Consider the following 18,044-nt stretch of genomic DNA (forward strand, 5'->3'; position numbering starts at 1 on the left):
TTTTGATGATTTTTTGTTGTGTTGTCATAATACTTAATCTGTTTTAAAGTTATTTAATTTGATTATAACTGTCAGATTAAGTATTGACTAATTCATATTAAACAATCTCAATCAGACTTCCTCTTTCTTCATCTTTAATGATGTTGAGCGCCGTTGGGATTTTCTCTTTCAGCTCTTCAACGTGCGAAATAATTCCTACAATCCTGTTTTCTTTCATCAGGTTGGTGAGCGTTTCAAAAACGATATTCACAGATTCCGTATCCTGAGTTCCGAAACCTTCATCAATAAAGAAGAAGTTTTTATCGGCCTGCGCATTGGCCTGAACACTTTCTGCCAGAGCCAGAGCCAGACTTAAAGATACCTGAAATGCCTGCCCTCCGGAAAGCGTTTTTACACTTCTGCTTTTTCCTTCGTTGAGGTAATCAATGATTTCGAAATCATTATTCTCATTCAGCTGGAGGCTCAGCTGATTTCTGGTCATCCTGTGAAAACGTACATTGGCATGATCGCAAAGCTGTCTCAGATAAATAGATGAAACATATTGTACAAAGCCTGCTCCTTTGAACAAATTCATCATGATCTTCAGATTTTCTGAACGTTTCTGAAGCTTTACATGTTCTTTTAAAAGACTTTCTTTTTTTATAAATTCTTTTTCTAATCGATCTATTTCAGCGGTTTTTGTGACTACAGAATCATTGATCTGTTTTTGTTCGGTTTGCGCTTCATTAAATTGCTTTTCAGTCAGAGAAAACTGTTCATTATCGAATGAAAGTCCCTTCAGCTTTAATTCAAGCTCTCCGATGAATTTCTTTAAAGCTTCAAATTCAACTTTGAAAAGCTGAACTTTAGTCCTCACCAGCTCAACATTAATTTCCTGAAGTAAAATATTCTCAACTTCTTTGAATTCTGTGAAATTCTGCTCTGCCAATGCTTTGATAATTGCTTCCTCATTCCATGAAATTTCCTTCTCCAGCTCTGTAATCTGCTTTTCAGATTGGCTTGCAATAGCCTTTTGCTCTGCCAGTTTCGGAGAAAGAATTTTTTCCTGCTCTACAGTTTTCAGGTAATTTTCTTCAATCTCTTTATTAGAATGGGCAAGCTTCTGATACGATTCTTCAATTTCTTTTATTTCCTTTTGAGCATACAGATCCCATTCGAGAATTTTAAGACCGGAACGGCTGATATTGATTTGCTCCTGCTTCGAAACTTCTTCCAGACGGAAAGCTTCCAGAGCACTCTTATATTTTTCCAGTGTTTGGGATTCTCTGTCAAAATTTTCCCTTGCTAAAGCGATATTCCTTTCCGTTTCTTCGATCTTTTTCTCCAGCGCAAACGAGTCTGAACGTTTTTTCTCAAATTCCTCTTCCTGGTTGGAAGCAAATTGTTTCCAGGTGAAATTCAGCAGATGATTTTCAATATCCTTCTGAATCTGCAGAAGTATTTTTTGTTCCGAAAGAAGCTGTTCCTCAAAGATCTTTTTACGGTCCAGAATCTTGTCAATTTCAGCCTCCTGCTTTTGAAGTCCTGTTCCTTCCTGTTCAAGCGATGCTATTTTCTCCTGAATTTCCTGTAGTTCAGTATTTACATCATGAAATTCTACAATATGCGGATGTTCTTTAGAACCACAGAGCGGGCAGTTTTCTCCGTCATGAAGTTCACTGGCAAAACGGGAAAGTTCTTTTTGTATTTTGAGATGATCCAGTTTATGGGAAAGTTCCTTTTTTTGAGTCTCTAAGGTTTCTTTTCTGATTCTGAAATCTTCTTTATAATTTTTGGTATAAGCAAAAGGCTTTAATTCTTCTGTAATTTCTCCGATCTGCTTTTGATGTTTCCCGATCTTTTCAGCTTGTTCCTGAAGCGATTTTTTTAAATTCTTTTGTTGAATAAACCAGTTACCCACTTCAGAAAGCAGGGCAGAATCCAGTTTTTGTTCTTTTAAGGTTTTAATCTGTGCGGAAAGTTCATCAATGGTCTTTTGAATTTTCTCTTTATTAAGATCTACTTCTTTTACTTTTTCAGAACCTTTCCGGGTTCTTTCGTTCAGGATCTTGATTTCTTCAGAAAATTTCAGGATCTGAATGATAAGGTTCAGATCATTTTCCTGAATCCTGGATTGCTCTAAGGCTTTAAACTGTGGTTCAAGGACCATGAGCTGCTCTTTTACAGTATTAAAAACCTTTTCAGTTTCCTGCCAGTCTTTGATTTGTTGTTCCTTTTCGTTTCGTTTTGCAGAAATCTCTTTCGAGAGTTTATTTTTCTCAATAATCAAAGGGTTGAAAATTCTGAAAATCCTGTCGTATAATTCTGCCTGTATTTCCAGAGCATCCATCTGAGGCTTTTCTTCAGAGAGTTTACTGAACTTTTCTTTGTTTTGCTGTAAACTGTCAAAGTCACTTTTAAGGTTTTTAAGCTGCTGATATGCCTGGGAAGCCTTTTCCAGTTTTTCATTGGATTCCGAGAGTTTTTTCTGTTCCTCTACAAGTTCCTCTTTCTGAATCTTGATTTTCTCCTCATTTATTTCTTCAAACCCTTTTAATTGCCCTTCCAGCTGATCCAGTTCAGATCTGTTTTTTATATTGAGTGCAGAAACATTGTTCTGAAGATCAAATTTCTGAAGATTAAAAATTTCCTTCATCATGTTCGTTCTTTCGGCAGCACCCAATTCAAGGAATTCTTTGAACTGTCCCTGCGGAATAATGATGGTTCTTTTGAAGTTGGAATAGCTTAATCCAATAATAGATTCTGCATTTGAGTGATCCAGAGGAATCCATTTGCCGTTGATGTTTTCATAAAATGTAACCGCATTAGGTTTTACCTCTTCGAACTTTTTTGAATTTCGCTTAAAATCACGGGAAGCACGGAAAAGTTTATTCTCATAATTGATAAAATCAAATTCAATATAAGAACTGTTTGATTTTAAATTCATCATATTATAAGCCCTTTTATCGCGCATATTCAGACGTTCCGTTTCACCGTATAAAGCAAACGAAATGGCCTCAAGAACTGATGATTTTCCGGAACCCACAGCCCCGAAAATCCCAAACAACCCCGCCTCAGTGAGATTTCTGAAATCAATGGTCTGGCGTTCCCGGTACGAGTAAAGTCCTTCGATAGTTAATTGAACAGGGATCATAGCTTATGCATTTAAAATTTCGTTAAACAAATTCATCAGTTCTTCATTGGCTTCCTGCCCGCCGTTTTTAGATTTAAAATAATCCTTGAATAAAATATCAATATCCTGACTTAAATTGATCTCCTGGTTTTGATTTTCTGCCAATTCCAGATTTTTTATTTTGGGGATAAGGTGAACAATTCCGTTGTGAGACTGATAAATTAATCTTCTTTCATCTGCCGTTAAAAAAGTCTCACTTTCCAGTGTAAGTTCAATAAATGTATTGGGATTTTCACCCAGCCATTGAACAGCATCCTCAATGGAGGTAAATGTTTTTCGGACTAAAGCTCTGCCACTTTTCAAGAGTTTCTTCTCGTAGGAAACTGTTTTTCCCGGCTCTGCATCAATAATGGAAACATACTTCTTTTGTCCGGCTTCGCTGAAACTGTAGCACAGAGGAGAGGATGAATAAATCACAGGTTTTTCCTTCGTTCCGATATTCTGAAAACCATGGAGGTGGCCCAATGCCGTATATTGCATCTGCTCGGGAATACTGTCCGAAAAAATCAAGTCTGCGTTTCCTATCTTAATCGGCTTTTCTCCTTCTGGTTCTTCCAACACTTCTGCACCTCTTTTATTCATATACAAATGAGCCGTCAGAAGATTGACTCCGGAATCATCACAAAACTGATCAGCAAGGTTTTTCCAGGTCTGCGAAAGTACTTTGTTGATTTCTTCTTCTTTATTTTCACCAAAGTATTCCTTTAACCGGATTTCATTTGCAAAAGGTGTGTGAAGAATTCTTACAGGAAAGTTGATCCTATCAATTTTCAGTTCTATAAAACCTTCTTTCGAGTTGATGATACTAAAATGTTCCGTACCGAAAGGCACAATTTCCGCTTTTGGATGGCCGATTAAAATAATCCCGCACTCCCTTGCCAGAGGATCAGGAGCATTAATTAAGCTGGGAGAATCATGATTACCGGAAATAGCAATTACAGGACGTTTTCCGTTCAGGGATAAACGTTTTAATGTTTTATAAAAAAGTTCAGCAGCCTCTACACCTGGATTGAAATTATCGAAAAGATCACCTGCAATTAAAACTAAATCAACGTTTTGCTCGTCAGCAATCTGAACAATTTCATTCATAACCAAGACCTGTTCTTCCAGTCTTGAAAAACGGTCGAGACGCTTACCCAAATGCCAGTCGGCAGTGTGGAGGATTTTCATAATGTAAATTTGAGAATTAAAAAGAGTATATGCAGCGTAATTTTCAATTTGTTTTGCAGATAATTATTTTGCAGCTATTACAATGTAAAGATAGAGAATACTTCATTTAAAAAATTAAGGTTTCCTTACTTCGGATCAAGATAATTATAGCTTATTGTCAGCTTCTCTTGCTTTGAAATCTTCCCGGATTTGTTTTAACCTTGCTTTTCTTTCAGCTTCTGCATTTTGGATTTTACGTTTTTTCTGATCGATTTTCTTTTTATTTTTCTTCCTGTTCGCTTCGTTGTTTTTGCTCATGTTTTGTAACGGATAATTTTTATTGGTAAGGAATGGCTTCTTCAAAAATAAGAAACAAAAAGGGAAGAAGAGGTGTAGATTTTCATATAAACTTATAATCAATTAATTTTGCAAAAAAAAGATGGAACAGTCCAAAGATCCTTTACACGGAAAAAGACTGGATGCTATCCTTGAAGAACTGGTAGAATACTATCAAGGTTTTGAAAGGCTGGGCGAACAGATCAATATAAAATGTTTTACAGATAACCCAAGCATAAGCTCTTCTCTGAAGTTTCTGCGAAAAACTCCTTGGGCAAGAACAAAAGTCGAGAGCCTGTATCTCTTTATGCTAAGACAAAAAAAGAGAGACGAAAGTAGAAAAAAATAAAGGCTGTAAAAAGAAAATCTCCATTTCTTTATGCCTTTCATAGCTTCCTTCTTCCAACCTCCAGCCTCCAGGCTCATTGAATCATTTCAAAAAGAGTATATTTGTATGATTAATCGTGAAAGAAAATCACGAAAAAAAGAAAAAATATGACAATCGAAAACAATCACGTTGTAGCTGTAAAGTATATACTTCATACGATCGAACCAGATGGAAGTAAGATTCTTGTAGAAGAAACAACAACAGAAAATCCACTTACATTTTTGTATGGTGTGGGAATGATGATTCCAAAATTTGAACAAAATATCTTAGGTTTAAAAGCTGGAGATAAAGCGGCTTTCGTAATTCAGCCTGAAGAAGCTTACGGTGAAAGACAGCCGGATGCTATTGCACAGTTACCAGTGGAAATGTTTAAAGAATCAGGACTTCCGCCTGTAGGAGCTATTTTACCTTTATCAGATAATCAGGGGAATAACTTCCAGGCTTTTGTAGTAGAAATTACTCCGGAAGTTGTAGTAGCAGACCTTAACCACCCGATGGCTGGAAAAGTATTGGATTTCGACGTGGAAGTTTTAAGCACTCGCCCTGCAACAGAAGAAGAGTTGGCGCATGGTCACGCTCACGGAATTGACGGAAACGAAGCTCACTAAAAATATAAATGCCCGAATTTTTCGGACATGTTTCAGATAAGAAAATGAGCCACAGATAATCCTGTGGCTCATTTTTATTGATAAGGTTATAACAGGTATTGATTGCTTGGCATTCCCCTGTGGAGGGGTGGCGAAAATTCAAAGAATTTTTAACGGGGTGGTTCTATACGCAAAACATCACTACATTATATTTTCTCAATCCGTTTCCTCATCCAAAAACTCCCCGGAAACATAATACCAGCGTTCGTGCATCTTCTGAAAAACAGAAAACTCATGATGAACTTGCGGATGCCCGTCCTGATCGGTATAATAAGCCTTAAATTCTACATGGTTTAAAGCCGGAGTACGGATGATTTCCAGTTTTGTCCATTGGTTGATTTCTCCCCATTCCTGAAGATCTTTCTTATTGTGGTATTTTCTTTTTCCCGGAAGGGTAGTCTCCATCAGGTATTCACCATTCGGAATGGCAAAAGCAGAAAATCTTGAGCGCATCAGAGCTTCAGCCGTAGGAGCATGTTTTTCTCCGGTATGATAAGGCTTGCAGCATTCTTCGTATGATTTTCCTGAACAGCATGGACAGTTCATATATTGTATTTTAAATTTTGAATGCAAAAATAATGAATCTCATTAGAAAGGAGTTCTGCCTATTTGAATTTTATAATGGAATTAATATGTTGAATTGTTATATATTCAATAGAAACGGGCTAAAGCCCGTTCAAAATAAATAAACAAAAATCCACCGGCTTTAGCCGAAACATAGAAAATTTTATTTATCACAGATAGGTATAAAAAAGAAGCACTCTGATTAAAGAATGCTTCCATTGATTTATTTAATAAACCCTCTGTTTCTCAATAAAGGTTTGATATCCGGATCGTGTCCTGTGAAATCTCTGAATGCCTGATTCAGATCTACAGAATTTCCTACGGAAAGAATATATTTTCTGAAACGGTCACCGTTTTCTCTGGTTAAACCACCGTTCTTACTGATCCATTCCCAAGCATCGTTATCCAATGTTTCAGACCACAAATACGCATAGTATCCTGCAGAATATCCACCTCCCCAGATGTGTGCAAAATAAGGTGTGTGATATCTTGGCGGAACTGTGGCCAGATTAAATCCATGGCTGGTTAGAGACTGCTTTTCAAAGTCTAAAACAGGAATGAACTGATTTTCATTGCTTACCGTATGCCAATCCATATCAAGTTCAGCAGCCGAAACCAATTCTGTAGTCATATAACCCTGATTGAATGTAGCTGCCTTTTTGATTTTATCTACCAAAGCCTGCGGAATAGGCTGTTTTGTTTCATAATGTACAGCATAATTCTTCAGAACAACCGGATCTAAAGCCCAGTGCTCATTAATCTGGGATGGGAATTCCACGAAGTCTCTCGGTACATTTGTTCCTGAAAGTGAAGGATATTTCTGGCTGGCAAACATTCCGTGAATAGAGTGACCAAATTCATGGAAGATGGTTGAAACATCGTCATAGCTGATTAAGGAAGGTTTTCCCGGAGCAGGTTTCTGATAATTGTAGCAGTTCACGATTACAGGTTTTGTTCCCAGCAAATAAGACTGCTCAACAAAATTACTCATCCATGCACCACCGTTTTTAGAATCCCTTGTATAGAAATCCAGATAGTAAATGGCAATAGATTTTCCATCATGATCGAAAACTTCATACGTTACTACGTCCGGATGATAAACCGGAAGATCTGTTCTCTTTTTGAATGTAAGTCCGTAGAATTTTTCAGCAGCAAAGAAAACTCCTTTTTCAAGAACGGTTGTAATTTCAAAATAAGGTTTAATTTCACTTTCATCAAGGTCAAACTTAGCTTTTCTTACCTGTTCAGCATAGAAATTCCAGTCCCAGGGTTCTACTTTGAAACCTCCTTTCTGCTGATCAATAAGATCCTGAATATCTTTTGCTTCACGTCTTGCTGTTTCCACTGCAGGAGTAGCAATCTGGTTCATAAGTTTTGTTGCTGCTTCAGGGGTTTTTGCCATTTGATCCTGAAGTTTCCATTCTGCAAAGTTTTTCTTGCCTAAAATCTGTGCTTTCTTCAATCTTAGTTTAGCAAGCTGCTCGATGGTTGATCTTGTATCGTTGGCATCTCCTTTCTCAGCTCTTGTCCATGAAGCTTTAAATAGCTTTTCTCTGGTAGCCCTGTTTTTTAAATTTTGTAAAAGAGGCTGCTGTGTTGTATTCTGTAAAGTCAGAAGATATTTTCCTGGTTGTCCTGCTGTTTTGGCATCAGCTGCTGCCGCTGCAATTTCATCAGCAGAAAGTCCATCCAGTTCTTTGGCGTCTGAGAAGAAAACTCCACCTTGCTTTCTTGCTTCCAGTAATTTGTTGGCATATTGTGTAGAAAGAGAAGCCAGTTCCTGATTGAGCTGCTTTAATTTTTCTTTATCCGCTGCAGAAAGGTTAGCTCCTGCAATTTCAAAATTCTGCTTATAATATTGTAAAAGTCTTTTGCTTTCAGAATCCAGACCATCTTCTTTGATGGATTGTATTCTTTTATAAAGATTTTCATTCAGGTACAGTTTATCAGAATGTGCCGCAAAAATAGGGGCATATTCTTCATCCAAGGCCTGTAAAGTAGGGTTAGTATTCGCACTTGTAAGGTTTGAAAATACAATTTGTGCTCTTCTCAGTACTTCACCACTTTTTTCCAATGCAACGATGGTATTTTCAAAAGTAGGGGCAGCCGGATTGTTGGCAATTTTTATAATTTCAGCTTCATGTTGCTTTAAACCATAATTAAAAGCTGGTTTGAAGTGTTCGTTTTTGATTTTGTCAAACTCCGGAGCTTCGTATTGAAGCTTACTCTTCTTCATAAAAGGATTGGAAGCTAAAGAGGGGTCAGGTGCAGGTAGCTCCTGTTGAATATCGGTCTGTTTCATTGTAGTACAAGATTGATTGAACGCCAAGGCAGAAATTAATAATACCGATGAAATATTCTTCATAAATATAGTTGTTATTAAAGCATAAAGATATTAAAAACTTGTATCATAGAACATATTTCGGCGGATGTATTTCTTTAAGCCCTTTGTGGTATTTACAGTATTTTCAAATGTAATGTAATATTTTTTATAAATTAGTTGTTATTTAAATAAAGAAATCAATAAAAAAATTAACAAAAGGAATAAGCATGAAAACAAGTACTTTATTTATTTTTTCAGCCTTAGTGGCTTTAGCCTCATGTAATGATAAACATGAGAACAGAAACAGAGAAAGGGAAGGAGACAAAAGTAATTGGGTAGAGAAAGTAGTGAGCAAAGAAAGCGGCCCGATACAGCATAAGGAATTTAATGGTGATTTTGATGAAATTCAGGTTTCACAGGCCATTGAAGCAGAAATTATAAAATCTGAGACTGAGAAAGTTGAAATCTCAGCCCCTCAAAGTATCATTGATGAAATTCTGGTGGATAATGATGGAGGGAAACTGCACATTCATTATAAGCCGGGGATCAGAGTGATGAATATCAGTAAAGTGACAGCGAAGATTTATGCCAAAGACTTTAAAAAACTCCTTGCCGATTCAGCAGCAAGAATTATTGTAAAAGATAAATTTACCCAGGAAAAAACAGATATCGAAGCATCAAGTGCAGGAAGTATTTCCGGAGACCTTGAAGCGAATGATATGGATATCAATGTAAGCAGCAGCAGTAGTTTCGATGGGAAAATATGGGCAGTAAACCTAGATATTGAATCTTCATCAGGATCAACTCTTGATCTTTCCGGTAAAGCAAAAAAAGTAGACGTAAGTGCTTCTTCAGGAAGCAGTGTTTCCGCTAAAAATGTCATTGCTGATGACGTGGAAGCAGATGCTTCCAGTGGAGCAAGTGTTCACATAAGTGCTGTATCAAGTGTGAAAGCAGGGGCTTCATCCGGTGGAAGTGTGGATATCTCGAAAAAAGGAGAGCTTAAGAGCGTGATAAAAGACGAAAGCAGCGGCGGAAGCGTAAACATCCAATAAACTAATCCTGGGTTTCTTCCTCATCTTCTTCATCTGCGGATGAGGAACCTTCCCAGTTTTTATTATCAAAATTAAGATTATCATAAGCCAATAAATCCTCCTCTCGCTGGAGGATTTCTTTTGTGGTAAACAAGGTAATGTCTTCATCATTTTCCTTCATTTTTGCCAGCTTCCGGATTGATGCTTTATCAATAGCCATAAATCTTTGCCCAAGACGTCTTGCAGCATATTTCCTCATCCCCGTTTCATGAAGTACATCTACAGCCATATCTACAGCTGTTCCCAGTGTTTCACGGTAAATGTGATTGACTCCATTGTTCAGATAATCATAGGCATCAATCCTGTTTTTCGCTCTTACGAAAATTTTGACTTTAGGATAATGTTCACGGACAAGTTCTGCAATGAACTTATTATCGTCAGGATCATCCAGACATAAAACGAGAATTTCAGCATCTTCAATTCCTGCCGCTCTTAAAATGGGAATTCTCGTAGCATCACCGTAATAGACTTTAAAACCATAGCTTCTGAGAAGCTTCACACGATCAGAATCCCGGTCCAAAACGGTAGCTGATATTTTATTGGCTTTTAAAAGGCGTCCTACGGTACTTCCAAAATGCCCGAAACCTACAATAATAATTTTCTTTTGAGCAACATCGCTGTCGAGAATATTATAATCATGTTCTTCCTCGGGAATTTCTTTAATGAATTTCGGAGTGATAAATTTATCATTGATGATGAGAAGAATAGGAGTGATACACATGGTAATTGCCGTAACAGCCATCATCTGTGCATTCATCTCCGGCCCTAAAAGATAAAGATCTGATGCATAATTCAGCAGTACAAATGCAAATTCTCCGACCTGAGAAAGGGCAAAGGCATAAAAAAGACTTTGGGGAGTATCTATCCTGAAAAATTTTCCAATGGTGTATAAAACCACAAATTTTACAGCCAGCACGGCAAAAACAGTACTGAAGATAAATAAGGGATCTTGCTGGATAATATTAAAATTAATGGTAGACCCTACACTCACAAAGAAAACAGCTAAAAGCAGGCCTTTGAACGGATCAATCTGTGCTTCCAGCTCATGACGGAATTCACTGTTGGCAAGCATTACTCCTGCCAGGAAAGCACCTAAAGCAGGTGAAAGGCCGATCACCACCATCAGCTCCGAAACCCCAATAACCAGAAATAATGAAGAAGCAGTCAATAGCTCTGACATTCCTGATTTTGAAACATAGCGCAGAAAAGGAACAAATACATATCTGCCGAGTAGAATCAATAATGCTACCCCGAAAATAACCGTTCCGGCCTGAAGCCATTCCGGGAGTTTTTGAATCAGAATCTGAATTTCATTGTCATGATGTTTGGCCTTATAATTGGCAAGAATAGGTAATATCGCCAAAATAGGAATTACTGAAATATCCTGAAACAGCAGGGTAGAAAATGAAGCTTCTCCCGCGGTAGTCTTGAGGTTGTTTTTTTCCTGTAAAGTCTGCAGAACAATGGCGGTAGAAGATAGGGCAAAACACATGGCAATGGCAATCGCTTTGTCTACTCTCCAGCCTACGCTTGTGAATACCAGGAAAAGCAGAAGAATGGTAAGGGCCATCTGAGAAAGTCCAAGACCCATTATTTTCTTTCGCATTTCCCAGAACTTCCGGGGCTCCAGTTCCAGACCTACCAAAAATAAAAGCATGATCACTCCAAACTCGCTGGCATGCATAATGTCATTGACATTGTTTCCTGTAAGTTTAAGGACGTAAGGACCTATGATAATTCCTCCTAAAATATAACCGATAACAGAACTCAACCCTAATTTCCTGGCCAATGGAACCATGATAATGGCTACACCCAGGAAAATTAATGTGTTCATCGCTAAGCTGGATTCCATATGCTATTGATTGAGTAGTTCTGTAAATTCTTTTTTATGTAAAATAATTTCTTTTTTAGAGAGCTTATTGGCTTCGTATACAATTTTGATGTGCTTAATATCTGCTTTGAAAACTTTTAATGAAACAATAAGCCCGCTGATGAGTTCATCTATGGTATATTGATAAGTGCCGGTTTTGCTGAAAGACCTTTCTTTTCCACCTGTGGTTACCAGAATATAGACTTCTTTTCCTTCGAGTGGATTATGTTCGCCCTCTTTCAGCCAGTCTCTGTCGAAAACTTCATCAATCCATAATCTGAGAAGAGGAGGCATTCCGAACCATATCAGGGGAAACTGGAAGATAAAACGTTCATAGTTTTTAAGGCGTTTCCTTTCCCGGAAAGCTGCGATATGAAAGTCAGGATATTCTTCGTAAAGATCTCTCAGGGTATAATGCTGGTGGCGAACGTAGAAATTGATGAGCTCTACATTCGAATTGGAGTGCTCCAGATAGGGGTGTGCAAATACTACCAGCGTCTTCTTCATAATCCTGTTTTCAGTAAATATAGTGAAAAAATATTGAATAAAAGGTGGTTTTTAAGAGGTTTTATTAATTTTTTACTATCTAAATGTCAAATTAACATTAATAAAAGTTAAAGAATCAGTATTATTTTAGGTTTTTAAATAAAAAAATCAGATCATCACGATCTGATTTCTATATAAATTTTAAATTGACTTGTTAATTTACCAACCTCCGGATGCGCCACCGCCACCAAAGCTTCCACCACCGCCGAAGCCTCCGAATCCGCCTCCGCCACCTGAACTTCCACCGCCAAAGCCACCTCCTCCGAAGCTGCCAGGGAATGGGAAGAAACCGCCAGGATAATTTCTGCGTCCTCTTCTGGTGATGATCACATCATCATCGTCGTCATTATTTCCGCCACGTCCACCACCTCTGTTTCCAAAAAGGATAGCAATGATGATGAAAATAATAAAAGCAATGATAAGAACTTTAAAGGCACTTCCGTTGCCGGAAGGAGCTGTTGTGGCTACAGGTTTGAATTTTCCCTCAACAGCCTCCATAATCGCTGAGGTTCCACCATTGATCCCTTCATACCAAAGTCCTTTTTTGAAATTTGGGGTGACGATGTAATCTAAGATCTGCCCAGCTACTGAAGCGGTAAGGTATTGCTCTACGGCACGCCCCTGTTGGATAGACATCGTTCTGTCTTCTGTTGCGATAAGGAAAACCACTCCGTTGTCTACTCCTTTTTTTCCGATTTTCCATTTTTCACCAAACATGGTGGCCAGAAAATTTACATCTTCTCCTTTGGTAGAGCGGATGATCACCACTTCAATTTCTGTTGAGGTAGAATCTGCAAACTTGATCAGTTTATGATTAAGTGCATCTTTTTCCTGCTGGGAAAGCAATCCGGCTTCATCAAAAACAGGATACAGCACCGCAGGTTTTTCAGGAATGGTGTATTGTGCTGATACAAAAGTGTAAAAGCAGAGCAGTAAAAATGAAAATACTATTTTAAGAGAACGTAATTTCATTTGGAAGTTGGTTTGGGTTTTCTCCTTCCACAGGAAAATGTTTTTTGAGTTCAAGTCCTGTTTCCAGGATAGCACTTTTCAGCGCCTGATAATAATTTCCTTTGGCAAATTCAGCAGTGATATAATCGTGAAGATGATCCCAGTACGACTGTTTTACTTTTTCATGAATTCCGGTATCTCCAATGATGGTAAGATATTTTTGTTCGAAGTTGACATGAAAAAGCACCGCATTTCTGTCGGCTGTCTTATCCATAGCCAGTTTTTTAAAAACTTCAAATGCAGTCTTGGCATCACGGTTTTCCGTATTGGAATCAATATGCACTCTGATCTCTCCCGTAGAATGATCTTCCGCAGACTGAATCGCTTCCACAAGGGAAGCGATCTGTTGATTTGTAAGGAAATTACCCATTATTATTTGAATACTTCAGGAGCTTTCTGAGCGCCTGCGTCAGCTTTGAAATAAGGTTTTTCTTTGAAGTTTGTGAAATTCGCCAGAATATTATTCGGGAAAGTCTTGATGGAAGTATTATAATCCTTTGCAGCATCATTATAGTAAACCGTTTCAGTTCTGATACTGTTTTCAATAGCAGTGTATTCTCTCTGGAAGTTGATATACTGCTGGTCTGCTTTCAGGTTAGGATAAGATTCCACCACGGCCATCAATCTGCTTAATGCACCCGATAATTCTCCTTGTGCTGCCTGGAATTTAGCTAGATCAGCTTCGGTCATATTCGTAGGGTCAATATTGATAGAAGTCGCTTTGGAACGGGCTTCCACAACTTGAGTTAAAGTTTCCTGCTCAAATTTTGAATACGATTTTACAGTTCTTTCCAGGTTAGGAATAAGGTTGGCTCTTTTCTGATAAACAGTCTCTACATTAGACCATTTTGCATTTACTGTCTGTTCTTTGTTGACAAAACTGTTATATCCGCTTTTTCCCCAGAAGAATAGAATTGCAACAATAATAAGAAGGGCAATACCAATGGTTCCTGCGCCCAGACATCCTTTATTTTTCATAGTTTATTTTTTTAAATTTTTTGTGCTAACCAAATATACAAATTATGTGCTAATTTTGTAAAAAATTATTTGAATGACAACAATAGTGGTGGCAATGGGAGAAAAAAATGAAATTGGTTTTGAAAACCAGTTGCTTTGGCATCTTCCCAAAGATTTGAAACATTTTAAAGAGATTACTTCAGGGCATCCGGTTATTATGGGAAGAAAGACTTATGAAAGTATTGGGAAAGCACTTCCAAACCGTACCAACATTGTTGTGTCAAGAAAGAAAGACTGGTTTGAGGAAGGAATTCTTATTGTAGGAAGCATCAAAGAAGCATTGAAATTTGCCAGGAAGATTGATGAAGAAGTTTTTGTTATTGGTGGCGGAAATATCTATGAGCAGACTATGGATGTAGTGGACAAACTTGAAGTTACTTTGGTGAAAGCAGATCTTCAGGCTGATACATTCTTCCCGAAAATAGATCCGAAAATCTGGAAAATGACCAACGAAATCTGCCATGAGAAAGATGAAAAGAACGGTTATGATTTCTGTTTCCAGACGTTTGAAAAAATTAAAAAAGAAGAATAAGCGTCAATAGTGATTTTTGCTTCGCAAAGTGAATCGTGAATTTCTCACAGGTACAAAAAATTAACAAGCGCAGCGAATTGACCATTCACCATTGACTTTTTGAACTTTAAGCCTTAAATTTATTATCTTTGCACTTCTAAAATTTAATAATGAATAAATACATAAAAATTGCAGTAGCAGCACTTCTTATCCTGTTAGGACTTTATATGATGATTTTCACAAGAAATCTGGGATGGGGTATTGTTGTTTTTCTTTTGGCTGCATTTCCGATCTTACTATTCTTTAAGAATGAATATATTCTTTTGGCATTCTGGCAATTGAGAAAACAAAATATGGAGAAAGCCGGAGAATGGCTGTCTAAAATTACAGATTATAAAACACAGCTTCATAAGACTCAATATGGATATTTCCACTATTTATCAGGATTGACACAAGCTCAGGATCACCCTGCGAAAGTAGAGCCTTTCATGAAAAAAGCATTGGAATATGGTTTGAATATGAAACACGACAGAGCAATGGCTACTTTAAATCTTGCAGCTGCCGCTATTTCTAAAGGAAGAAAACAGGAAGGGCAGAAATTACTGGAAGAAGCAAAAAGACTGGACAGTGCAGGAATGATGACCGATCAGATTAAAATGATGAAAGAGCAGTTGAAAATGCCAACCATGCAGAAGCATATGCATAACCCGAATATGAGAAACAGAGGAAAATTCTTCTAGTCATCCTAACATATACTATAAAAGTCCTGAATTTTTCAGGACTTTTTGTTTTTTATTTTTAGAATTAAAAGTTTCTTTTGGGTAAATAAATACTTTTAAATATTGTTGTCCGATTTATTTAAAAATAATTAACAGGTCGCTCCTCCGGAGCTACGACTTTAAAACAATACGTTCTATTAACAGTTGGCTCCCACTGGAGCTGGATTTGATTCTGTCGGGATTTATTGTTAACAGAAAATATTGGACAGAATTACCTTTAAATTACATTTCCGAATTATTATGATCATAGCCATAAAATTTAGGCATCTGCCAATGGTATTTTACAGCAAATGTTCGAATCGCGACGATCAGTAAAATAGTGAAGATTTGTATAAAAGTATAGGAAAGCATTGTATATCTTGTCATCAATAGAAATGCTGCTCCGCCCACTATACATGCTGTAGCATAAATTTCCTTTCTGAAAATCAAAGGAATCCTGTTGAGCAATATATCCCGGATGATACCGCCAAAACAGCCGGTTATGGTTCCTAATGCAATACAGATCATGGGGTGAATTCCTGCATTTAAACCTTTTTGTACACCAATTATGGTAAATAATCCGAGCCCGAAGCTGTCGAAGATAAATAAAGTGACTTTAAAGTTTTTCTCAAGAGATTTGAAGATCATTGAAAAAATACTGGTCACCAGAATCAGGGTACACATCAGAATATCATGCATCCAGAAAACAGGGATATCAAGCAGCAGGTCTCTTACAGTTCCTCCTCCTACAGAAGTTACAAATGCAATAATAAGCACCCCGAACGGATCCAGCCGTTTCTGCATTGCTGCAAAACTTCCGGACATGGAAAAGGCAATGGTCCCAAGGACTTCTATTGCAAAATTGAACTGTTCGTGCATATATAATTATAAATGATTGTTGATAAATGATAATTGATGAATGATTTCTGCTTAAGCAAATTCTTGGCCATTATATCAATTATCATTTATCGCTCATCAATTATATTTTTTTATCGCTCTACTCTCACGGATTCAGGAACCAGCAGTTCGTATTCCCCTCCATGGTTAAGGATCTCTCTTACAATACTGCTGCTGATGAATGATTTTCCGGAAGAAGTCAGTAAAAATACCGTTTCCAGTTTTTTATGGGCTAAAGTTCTGTTGGTATGGGCAATTGCTTTTTCAAACTCGAAATCAGCCGGATTCCTCAGTCCTCTGATGATGTATTGTGCGTTTTTTTCAAAACAGTAATCAACGGTAAGTCCTTCAAAATAATCTACTTCCACATTGGGAAATTCTGCTACAGAATTCTGGATAAATTCCATTCTTTTTTCAAGAGGGAACATATATTTTTTCTGAGAATTTTGCCCTATAGCAATGATTAATTTATCAAATAGCGGTGCCGCTCTTTCTATAATGTCGTAATGTCCTAGTGTAATCGGGTCAAAAGACCCGGGGAAAACAGCAATTTTCATGTTGTACGAGTTATGATTTTGAGTAGTGAATTATTTGTTAAAAGTGTATTCAATCTCTAACTTCTAACCTCTAATTTCTAACTTCTATTTATTTATTAAGTGCTTTTTCAACTTCATTTCCACAAAGATCCATGATGGAAATTCCATAATGTCTTGCCTGTTGGGGAAGGATGCTTGCAGGGGAGAATCCCGGATTGGTATTCATTTCAAGCATATAAGGAATTCCGTTCATCAGAATGTATTCACTTCTTGAAAAACCACTCATTCCTAATGAATTATAAGCCCTTTTGGCGATTTCTTCCACTCTTTTTGTAGTCTCTTCGTCAATTCTTGCCGGCGTAATTTCTTCAGAAGCGCCTTCGTATTTTGCCTCGTAATCGAAGAATTCATTGGTAGGAACAATTTCTGTAATTCCTAGCACGATAGTCTCTCCTTTAAAATCAATAACGCCTACGGAAACTTCCATACCGTCGAGGAAGCTTTCAATCAGAATTTCATTATCTTCCTTGAATGCAATTTCAGTGGCAGCAATAAGTTCTGATTTTTCCTTTACTTTTGAAATTCCCAGTGAAGAACCGGACTGGTTAGGTTTTACAAATAATGGAAGATTCAATTCTGCTACAATTTTATCCACATTGATGTCTTCCCCTTTTCTTAAATAAATACTTTTAGCAGATGGTATTCCGTATTTTGACAATACGGCAAGAGTGTCTTTTTTATTGAAAGTAAGAGCACTCTGATAAAAATCGCAGCCTGTATATTTTTGGCCTATGGCATCCCAGTATGCCTGAAGAATTCCGTTTTCTCCCGGGGTTCCGTGGATGATATTGAAACAAACATCAAATTTTAAGTTTTCACCATTATCTAAAGTCACAGAAAAATCTCCTCTGTTGATGGCATATTTTGTGTCATTTTCCCCTAAAAAATACCATTCATCTTTAAGGACTACTACCTTATATACATCATAGAGATTTCTGTCCAGAGAATCATAAATCAATTGTCCGCTTTTTAAGGAAACAACATATTCATCGGAATAGCCTCCCATTACTACGGCAACACTTTTTTTATTCATAACCATATAGTATCAATTAAGGCAAATTTAATCATTTTATGCAATGCAATACGGGAAATCGGCAAATTTTAAAATCAAAAATGAATTGTGTTAAATAAAAAGTCCATTCTAAAATTATTAGCTATATTTGCG

The 18,044-nt window shown here is 37.2% G+C and carries 18 protein-coding genes; 5 read left to right on the forward strand and 13 right to left on the reverse strand.

What is annotated here, in order from left to right:
* Window positions 1-97 precede the first annotated feature (97 nt).
* The 3 genes from DEU40_RS21300 to DEU40_RS22560 all read right to left on the reverse strand — a co-directional run bounded on the left by DEU40_RS21300 (window position 98) and on the right by DEU40_RS22560 (window position 4,639).
* On the reverse strand, window positions 98-3,133 hold the full coding sequence (locus DEU40_RS21300) for an AAA family ATPase (RefSeq protein WP_110011711.1): 3,036 nt from the start codon (window positions 3,131-3,133) through the stop codon (window positions 98-100).
* 3 nt (window positions 3,134-3,136) lie between these two features.
* Complete coding sequence (locus DEU40_RS21305; RefSeq protein ID WP_110011712.1) at window positions 3,137-4,342, reverse strand: exonuclease SbcCD subunit D; 1,206 nt, start codon at window positions 4,340-4,342, stop codon at window positions 3,137-3,139.
* Window positions 4,343-4,486: 144 nt separating this feature from the next.
* Window positions 4,487-4,639, reverse strand: coding sequence for a hypothetical protein (locus tag DEU40_RS22560; protein ID WP_171006328.1), 153 nt, complete (start codon window positions 4,637-4,639; stop codon window positions 4,487-4,489).
* Between the two features lie 121 nt (window positions 4,640-4,760).
* Between DEU40_RS22560 and DEU40_RS21315 the strand changes: the two genes are divergently transcribed.
* Window positions 4,761-5,006 carry a VF530 family DNA-binding protein gene (locus DEU40_RS21315; protein ID WP_110011714.1) on the forward strand — a complete coding sequence of 82 codons (246 nt, stop codon included), beginning with the start codon at window positions 4,761-4,763 and terminating at the stop codon, window positions 5,004-5,006.
* 146 nt (window positions 5,007-5,152) lie between these two features.
* Window positions 5,153-5,653: a peptidylprolyl isomerase gene (locus DEU40_RS21320; RefSeq protein WP_062675624.1), complete on the forward strand. Its 501-nt coding sequence runs from the start codon at window positions 5,153-5,155 to the stop codon at window positions 5,651-5,653.
* 195 nt (window positions 5,654-5,848) lie between these two features.
* Here the strand turns inward: DEU40_RS21320 and DEU40_RS21325 are convergent, their stop codons facing one another.
* On the reverse strand, window positions 5,849-6,238 hold the full coding sequence (locus DEU40_RS21325) for a YchJ family protein (RefSeq protein WP_110011715.1): 390 nt from the start codon (window positions 6,236-6,238) through the stop codon (window positions 5,849-5,851).
* 241 nt (window positions 6,239-6,479) lie between these two features.
* The gene (locus DEU40_RS21330; RefSeq protein ID WP_110011716.1) at window positions 6,480-8,621 is read right to left on the reverse strand and encodes a M3 family metallopeptidase; all 2,142 of its coding nucleotides are present in this window, start codon (window positions 8,619-8,621) and stop codon (window positions 6,480-6,482) included.
* 185 nt (window positions 8,622-8,806) lie between these two features.
* Here DEU40_RS21330 and DEU40_RS21335 point away from each other — a divergent pair, with 185 nt between their 5' ends.
* On the forward strand, window positions 8,807-9,634 hold the full coding sequence (locus DEU40_RS21335; RefSeq protein ID WP_110011717.1) for a GIN domain-containing protein: 828 nt from the start codon (window positions 8,807-8,809) through the stop codon (window positions 9,632-9,634).
* A gap of 1 nt (window position 9,635) precedes the next feature.
* Here the strand turns inward: DEU40_RS21335 and DEU40_RS21340 are convergent, their stop codons facing one another.
* The 5 genes from DEU40_RS21340 to DEU40_RS21360 all read right to left on the reverse strand — a co-directional run bounded on the left by DEU40_RS21340 (window position 9,636) and on the right by DEU40_RS21360 (window position 14,078).
* Complete coding sequence (locus DEU40_RS21340) at window positions 9,636-11,525, reverse strand: monovalent cation:proton antiporter-2 (CPA2) family protein (protein ID WP_110011718.1); 1,890 nt, start codon at window positions 11,523-11,525, stop codon at window positions 9,636-9,638.
* A 3-nt stretch (window positions 11,526-11,528) separates the two neighbouring features.
* Complete coding sequence (locus DEU40_RS21345; RefSeq protein ID WP_110011719.1) at window positions 11,529-12,050, reverse strand: NAD(P)H-dependent oxidoreductase; 522 nt, start codon at window positions 12,048-12,050, stop codon at window positions 11,529-11,531.
* Window positions 12,051-12,248: 198 nt separating this feature from the next.
* Entirely contained in the window at window positions 12,249-13,061 is an 813-nt protein-coding gene (locus DEU40_RS21350) for a TPM domain-containing protein (protein WP_062675618.1), read from the reverse strand.
* A complete protein-coding gene (locus DEU40_RS21355; protein ID WP_227942397.1) occupies window positions 13,042-13,470 on the reverse strand; it encodes a TPM domain-containing protein in 429 nt (142 codons plus the stop codon). The genes DEU40_RS21350 and DEU40_RS21355 overlap by 20 nt, the downstream gene beginning before the upstream one ends.
* A 2-nt stretch (window positions 13,471-13,472) precedes the next feature.
* Window positions 13,473-14,078, reverse strand: coding sequence for a LemA family protein (locus DEU40_RS21360; RefSeq protein ID WP_034693337.1), 606 nt, complete (start codon window positions 14,076-14,078; stop codon window positions 13,473-13,475).
* A gap of 73 nt (window positions 14,079-14,151) precedes the next feature.
* Between DEU40_RS21360 and DEU40_RS21365 the strand changes: the two genes are divergently transcribed.
* Window positions 14,152-14,649 (forward strand): dihydrofolate reductase, encoded by a 498-nt coding sequence (locus DEU40_RS21365; RefSeq protein WP_110011720.1) that lies wholly within the window; start codon window positions 14,152-14,154, stop codon window positions 14,647-14,649.
* 149 nt (window positions 14,650-14,798) lie between these two features.
* On the forward strand, window positions 14,799-15,368 hold the full coding sequence (locus DEU40_RS21370; RefSeq protein WP_110011721.1) for a hypothetical protein: 570 nt from the start codon (window positions 14,799-14,801) through the stop codon (window positions 15,366-15,368).
* Between the two features lie 261 nt (window positions 15,369-15,629).
* Here DEU40_RS21370 and DEU40_RS21375 read toward each other — a convergent pair whose 3' ends face one another.
* The 3 genes from DEU40_RS21375 to DEU40_RS21385 all read right to left on the reverse strand — a co-directional run bounded on the left by DEU40_RS21375 (window position 15,630) and on the right by DEU40_RS21385 (window position 17,912).
* Window positions 15,630-16,265 (reverse strand): trimeric intracellular cation channel family protein, encoded by a 636-nt coding sequence (locus tag DEU40_RS21375; protein ID WP_110011722.1) that lies wholly within the window; start codon window positions 16,263-16,265, stop codon window positions 15,630-15,632.
* A gap of 110 nt (window positions 16,266-16,375) precedes the next feature.
* Complete coding sequence (gene coaD / locus DEU40_RS21380) at window positions 16,376-16,840, reverse strand: pantetheine-phosphate adenylyltransferase (protein WP_047428484.1); 465 nt, start codon at window positions 16,838-16,840, stop codon at window positions 16,376-16,378.
* An 88-nt stretch (window positions 16,841-16,928) separates the two neighbouring features.
* Complete coding sequence (locus tag DEU40_RS21385; RefSeq protein WP_110011734.1) at window positions 16,929-17,912, reverse strand: D-alanine--D-alanine ligase; 984 nt, start codon at window positions 17,910-17,912, stop codon at window positions 16,929-16,931.
* Between the last annotated feature and the right edge of the window lie 132 nt (window positions 17,913-18,044).

It is taken from the genome of Chryseobacterium sp. AG844 (genome assembly GCF_003182335.1).
In the GTDB taxonomy this organism is placed as follows: domain Bacteria; phylum Bacteroidota; class Bacteroidia; order Flavobacteriales; family Weeksellaceae; genus Chryseobacterium; species Chryseobacterium cupriresistens.

Coding starts and splice junctions, on each gene's coding strand:
- DEU40_RS21300 (WP_110011711.1), bottom strand. CDS start 3,133: ATGATCCCTGTTCAATTAACTATCGAAGGACTTTACTCGTACCGGGAA.
- DEU40_RS21305 (WP_110011712.1), bottom strand. CDS start 4,342: ATGAAAATCCTCCACACTGCCGACTGGCATTTGGGTAAGCGTCTCGAC.
- DEU40_RS22560 (WP_171006328.1), bottom strand. CDS start 4,639: ATGAGCAAAAACAACGAAGCGAACAGGAAGAAAAATAAAAAGAAAATC.
- DEU40_RS21315 (WP_110011714.1), top strand. CDS start 4,761: ATGGAACAGTCCAAAGATCCTTTACACGGAAAAAGACTGGATGCTATC.
- DEU40_RS21320 (WP_062675624.1), top strand. CDS start 5,153: ATGACAATCGAAAACAATCACGTTGTAGCTGTAAAGTATATACTTCAT.
- DEU40_RS21325 (WP_110011715.1), bottom strand. CDS start 6,238: ATGAACTGTCCATGCTGTTCAGGAAAATCATACGAAGAATGCTGCAAG.
- DEU40_RS21330 (WP_110011716.1), bottom strand. CDS start 8,621: ATGAAGAATATTTCATCGGTATTATTAATTTCTGCCTTGGCGTTCAAT.
- DEU40_RS21335 (WP_110011717.1), top strand. CDS start 8,807: ATGAAAACAAGTACTTTATTTATTTTTTCAGCCTTAGTGGCTTTAGCC.
- DEU40_RS21340 (WP_110011718.1), bottom strand. CDS start 11,525: ATGGAATCCAGCTTAGCGATGAACACATTAATTTTCCTGGGTGTAGCC.
- DEU40_RS21345 (WP_110011719.1), bottom strand. CDS start 12,050: ATGAAGAAGACGCTGGTAGTATTTGCACACCCCTATCTGGAGCACTCC.
- DEU40_RS21350 (WP_062675618.1), bottom strand. CDS start 13,061: ATGAAATTACGTTCTCTTAAAATAGTATTTTCATTTTTACTGCTCTGC.
- DEU40_RS21355 (WP_227942397.1), bottom strand. CDS start 13,470: ATGGGTAATTTCCTTACAAATCAACAGATCGCTTCCCTTGTGGAAGCG.
- DEU40_RS21360 (WP_034693337.1), bottom strand. CDS start 14,078: ATGAAAAATAAAGGATGTCTGGGCGCAGGAACCATTGGTATTGCCCTT.
- DEU40_RS21365 (WP_110011720.1), top strand. CDS start 14,152: ATGACAACAATAGTGGTGGCAATGGGAGAAAAAAATGAAATTGGTTTT.
- DEU40_RS21370 (WP_110011721.1), top strand. CDS start 14,799: ATGAATAAATACATAAAAATTGCAGTAGCAGCACTTCTTATCCTGTTA.
- DEU40_RS21375 (WP_110011722.1), bottom strand. CDS start 16,265: ATGCACGAACAGTTCAATTTTGCAATAGAAGTCCTTGGGACCATTGCC.
- coaD (WP_047428484.1), bottom strand. CDS start 16,840: ATGAAAATTGCTGTTTTCCCCGGGTCTTTTGACCCGATTACACTAGGA.
- DEU40_RS21385 (WP_110011734.1), bottom strand. CDS start 17,912: ATGAATAAAAAAAGTGTTGCCGTAGTAATGGGAGGCTATTCCGATGAA.